At 71.4% G+C, this 4,960-nt stretch carries 5 protein-coding genes; 1 reads left to right on the plus strand and 4 read right to left on the minus strand.

Annotated features, from left to right (window positions below; translation table 11 throughout):
* Positions 1-216 precede the first annotated feature (216 nt).
* Positions 217-378 (minus strand): hypothetical protein, encoded by a 162-nt coding sequence (locus tag FV222_RS29770; protein ID WP_187273555.1) that lies wholly within the window; start codon positions 376-378, stop codon positions 217-219.
* A gap of 572 nt (positions 379-950) precedes the next feature.
* Positions 951-2,123, minus strand: a complete 1,173-nt coding sequence (gene nhaA, locus FV222_RS17255; RefSeq protein ID WP_147815256.1) for a Na+/H+ antiporter NhaA — start codon at positions 2,121-2,123, stop codon at positions 951-953.
* A gap of 143 nt (positions 2,124-2,266) precedes the next feature.
* On the opposite strand from nhaA, the gene FV222_RS17260 reads away from it, so the two are divergent.
* Positions 2,267-3,571, plus strand: coding sequence for an MFS transporter (locus tag FV222_RS17260; protein ID WP_147815252.1), 1,305 nt, complete (start codon positions 2,267-2,269; stop codon positions 3,569-3,571).
* A 67-nt stretch (positions 3,572-3,638) separates the two neighbouring features.
* On the opposite strand, the gene FV222_RS17265 is transcribed toward FV222_RS17260, so the two are convergent.
* Together FV222_RS17265 and FV222_RS17270 are read right to left on the minus strand one after the other, a co-directional pair.
* Positions 3,639-4,190 (minus strand): PAS domain-containing protein, encoded by a 552-nt coding sequence (locus tag FV222_RS17265; protein WP_147750693.1) that lies wholly within the window; start codon positions 4,188-4,190, stop codon positions 3,639-3,641.
* 250 nt (positions 4,191-4,440) lie between these two features.
* Positions 4,441-4,960 (minus strand): TlpA disulfide reductase family protein (locus tag FV222_RS17270; RefSeq protein WP_147815254.1); only part of this gene is annotated, 520 nt, incomplete at its 5' end.

The following is a 4,960-nucleotide window of genomic DNA, read 5'->3' on the forward strand; positions in this document are numbered from 1 at the left end:
GCCCGGCGCGCATGCGGGCGGGCACGGCTCGGAAGCCGCGCGGCGGGCGGCCTACATCCTGTACGCGTTCTCGGAGAACGGGGGGCGCCACGTCGTGTCGGCGACGCAGCGTGGGATCGGAGCGGGCGGGACCGTGACGGACCTTGGCCCGCTGACGCTGGGCTGACGCTTCGATCGGACGACCCGGTGCGCGAGGCGGCCGGGCCGACGCTCGGATCAGGCGGAGGCGGCGAGGAGCCCGGAGAGCCGACGGTCGCCGATGCTGGCCTCGTAGCGTTCGGCCTGGAGGCGCGTGAGGCCTGAGATCAAGGCAGTGGACCCGCGATAGACCGTATAGGTGCCGTCGTGGGTGGGCTTGACGCGAATCGTCTCGGGCATGGGGGCCATCCTGTGCTGCGTTGATCGTCTCGTGAGCCGTCGATCTGCTTCCGCGGTGATTCTCTCCTCGTGTATTGATGCTCGACGTTACCGCTTCGTCACCCTCGCGCAAGAGCAGCCAGGGGCGGGTACCTAAGTAATTTTGGATACGATTGCGACGGCCCGCGCGCCTGGTGCTGCGCTGCGTCAGCGGCCGGATGGCTGCAACGAAAAAGCCCGTCGGCTTTCGCCGACGGGCCGGTGGCAGGGGCCACGTTCCCGGGTTCGAGGGTTGGTGTCCGGCGTTCGTCCCAGGGCGCTCAGGGCCGTGGGGTCGGGCGCCTAAAACCCTCCCGAAAACCTCTATCCCTGTCGGTGGACGCTCGGCGGATCGTCCTGGTCACCGGCACCGGTGTCGGCGGAATGGACGTGGGTCGGGCTTGCATGCATGGCAGACCTCCTCTTCGTCTCGATCCGGCGCCGGGGCCTCTGGGGAGGAGGCCGCGTCGCCATGAGGAGAGGCTAGACCCGTCCGGGCCGGGCTGGCAAGGCCATTCTTTCGAATTCCGCAGCCGGCTCACGGCCGCCGGGATTCAGGCTCGCGCGGAGCCCCGCGGGGCGGCAGATCCGAGGATCGCGGCGCCCGCCAGCCCGGAGAGCAGGGAACCGACGAGAACCCCAAGCTTCACCTCCGTCTCGTGGGCGGCGTCGGTGAAGGCGAGCGCGCCGATGAACAGGCTCATGGTGAAGCCGATGCCGCAGAGCACCGCGACGCCGTAGACCTGGCGCCACGTCGCCCCGCCGGGCCGGTGCGCCAGCCCGAGGGAGACGGCGAGGCGCAGGGCGGCGAAGACGCCCACCTGCTTGCCGACGAACAGCCCGCCCGCGACGCCGAGCGTCACCGGGTCGAGGAGCGCCCCCGGGGACAGGCCGAGCAGGGGCACCCCGGCGTTGGCGAAGCCGAAGAGCGGCACGATCCCGAAGGCGACGAAGGGGGTGATCGCGTGCTCCAGCCGGTGCAGCGGCGAGGTCGCGTCCTCCGGCCGGCCCGGGCTCGGGCGGATCGGGATGGTCATCGCCAGGAGCACGCCGGCCACCGTGGCGTGGACCCCGGAGCGCAGCACCAGCACCCAGAGCACGAGGCCGAGCAACAGGTAGGGCGTGAGCGCGGCGACGCCGGCGCGGTTCAGGCCGACGAGGATCGCCAGCACCAAGGCGGCGAGGCCGAGCATCGTCGGGTCGAGGCCGCCGGTGTAGACCAGCGCGATAATCACCACGGCGCCGAGGTCGTCGACGATCGCCACCGCGCTGAGCAGGATCTTCAGCGACACCGGCACGCGCTTACCCAGCAGCGCCAGGACGCCCAGCGCGAAGGCGATGTCGGTGGCCGCCGGGATCGCCCAGCCCCGCGCCGTCCCGGTGCCCGCGTTGAAGGCGAGGTAGACAAGGGCCGGCACCGCCATGCCGCCGATCGCCGCGATGCCGGGCAGCGCCCGGTCGGGCCAGGTCCGCAGGCGGCCGTCCAGGGCCTCGCGCTTGATCTCCAGGCCGACGAGCAGAAAGAACACCGCCATCAGGCCGTCGTTGATCCAGTGCTGCACGCTCAACGGACCGAGCGGTGCGTGCAGCGCGTGGGCGTAGGTCTCGGCGAGGCCGGTGTTGGCGACGACGAGCGCGCAGGCGGCGGCCGCCATCAGCACGAGGCCTCCGGCCGCCTCGCTGGCGAGCGCGTTACGGATCGCGGAAAGGGGGCGCGGCTTCGTCATGGCGCCGGGGGTGCCCGGCTTTGCGCCCGCGGGCAACCCTTCGCACCCTCCCTCGCGCTCGCCTTCGCCCTCGCGGGCGACCCCGCCGGTGGCGGTCCCGGCCCGGGCCGGCTATGCCAGAACGGATGACGCAAGGACGCGCGATGACCGCAACGACGACACCGGAGCATCCGGCCCTGAACCGAAAGGCGGTCGGCGCCGTGGTCCTCGGCAACGCGCTCGAATTCTACGACTTCACGCTCTACGTTTTCTTCGCCGTTCCGATCGGCGCGGCGTTCTTCCCCTCCGCCAACGCCACCGACAGCCTGCTCGCCTCGCTCGCCCTGTTCGGCATCGGCTACGTGATGCGGCCGATCGGCGGCATCGTCATCGGCGCCTTCGCCGACCGGGCGGGCCGAAAGCCCGCCATGCTCATCACCATCGCGCTGATGGCGGTCGGCATGCTGATGCTGGCGCTGGCGCCCTCCTACGCGACGCTGGGGGGTTGGGCGCAGGTCATCGTCATCGTCGGGCGGCTGATCCAGGGGCTCGCGCTGGGCGGCGAGGTCGGCCCCTCCACCGCCTACCTGCTGGAGGCGGCGCCGCCGAAGCACCGCGGCTTCGTGGCGAGCTGGCAGATCGCCAGCCAGGGCTGCGCCGCGCTGTTCGCCGGCGTCGTCGCCACCGCGCTCACATTCTTCCTCGGCGAGGCGGCGATGGCGGAGTGGGGCTGGCGCATCATGTTCCTGCTCGGCGTCGGCGTCGTCCCGGTCGGCCTCGTCATCCGCAGCCACCTGCCCGAGACGGCGGGCGAGGGCGAAGACCCGGCGGCGGCGGCCTCCACCGGCGCGGTGGTGATGCGGCTGCTGCGCGAGCACGGGCGCCTGCTGCTCCTGACCTTCGTGGTCATCGCCGCCTCGACGGTCTCGAACGCCATCGGCACCAACATGCCGGTCTACGCCCGCGCCACCCTCGGCCTCACCGAGACCGTCTCGACCGCGGTGCCGATCGCACTCGGCCTCGCCTCGGTGGTGTTCCCGCTGCTGGGCGGCTGGCTCGCCGACCGCTTCGGCCGGCGGCCGGTGCTGGTCTGGCCCCGCGCCGCGATCGTGGTGCTGGCCGTGCCCGCCTTCTGGTGGCTGGCGCAGTCGCCGACCGCGGCCTCGGTCTACGCGGTGACGTTCCTGATGTCGGCCCTGTCCTCGATCAACGCGGCGGCGATCATCGTCGCGATCCCCGAATCGCTGCCGCGGGCGGTGCGCAGCGCCGGGCTGTCGATCGTCTACGCCTTCTCGGTGTCGATCTTCGGCGGCAGCACGAACTACGTCGTCAACAAGCTGATTGCGATCACCGGCGACCCGCTGGCGCCGGCCTACTACCTCGTCGGCTTCAGCGTGCTCGGCACGATCGCCGCCTGGATGATGCACGAGACCCGCGGGCGCGACCTCGACGCCGACACGGAGGCGTAAGGAGACCGCGGCGCCGACAAGACCATTTTCCTGACGCGCACCGGCATCCGCCGCGGGCGACAAACGCTCAGTGCAGGTTCGAGCCGTCCTGCGCGGTCTCGGATACGCGTGCGAGCTCGCGCCCGATCTCGTGCAGCGCGACCTCGACCGCCGCCAAGGCGCAGGTGCCGCCGTCCTGCATGATCAGCGCGTGCGCCGTGATCAGGTGGTCGGCGACCAGCTCCAGGACCGAGCGCGGCTCGGATTCCGCCACCGGCGACGGACGGCTGAAGCGACCGAGCGCACCGCTCGCGGTGCCCTTCGGCGGGGGGGCCGCGAGCAGGCTGATCGAGCCGAGGAATCCGAGGAAGGTCCGCTCCGGCGGCCCGAAGGACGGCACCGCGCCGGCCGCGACCCAGATCGCCCGCCCGTCCGGCGAGAGCAGGCGGTAGCGCACGGTGAACTCGCTCCGCGCGACGGTCGCCTCGGCCACCACGGTGCCCACGATCGCGAGGTCGTCCGGATGGATGACCTTGCTCCAGCCACGTTGGGAGACGTCTTCAAGCTGTTGACCAGTCAGAACCGTCCATTCCTGACTGAGATAGACCATCTTTCCTACGGCATCCGTGACGAAGATCATGGCCCAACCTCGGCTATAGCCAGGCTATGCCGCAGACTTACGCGTCAGGCAATCGGACATCGCTGCGATTCGTCTGCCGGACCCGGACTTCGCGTCTCGTTCCAAGGTGTTATGGACGTCGGCAGGGCGCGTGGACATCGGTGCCTGCGAACGTGGTCACCGGCTCCTCGACCGGTTCGGGACGTGACGCAGGGTTCCGGACATGGCGCCGTGTGCAGAACATGCCGCCGGGTTCAGGACATGGACCGGTTCATGACGTGCGGCCGAGCGCGGCGCGGATCAGCGCCAGCCCGTCCGGGCTCGACCATTCGGCCGGCCCCTTCATCACTCCGATCGTGCAGCCGGCGGGGTCGACGAGCAGCGTCGTCGGCAGGCCGGGCGAGCCGGTGTCGCGCTGCACCGCCGGCAGGACGCGCCCGCCCGGGTCGGCATAGTAGGCCAGGCGCGCGATGCCGTTGTCCCGCATCCAGACCGGCGGCTTGTCGAGGTTGCGCGTATCGAGGTTGATCGCGACGACGGCGAAGTCCTTGCCCCCGAGGGCGGCCTCGAGCCGGTCGAGGGCCGGCATCTCGGCCTTGCACGGCGCGCACCACGTCGCCCACAGGTTCACGAGGACGAGACGGCCGCGGAAGTCCGAAAGCCGCACGTCCGCCTGGGCTCCTTCACCCCCCACCTCCTTGCCCGGGCCCTTGAACCCGATGTCCGGCGCCTGTCGCGCCTTCTCGGGCGCCTGCATCGCCGCCACGTCGCCGCGGGCGGCGGCGTCGACC

Origin of the sequence: Methylobacterium sp. WL103, assembly GCF_008039885.1 — a bacterium.
Taxonomy (GTDB): Bacteria; Pseudomonadota; Alphaproteobacteria; order Rhizobiales; family Beijerinckiaceae; genus Methylobacterium; species Methylobacterium cerastii.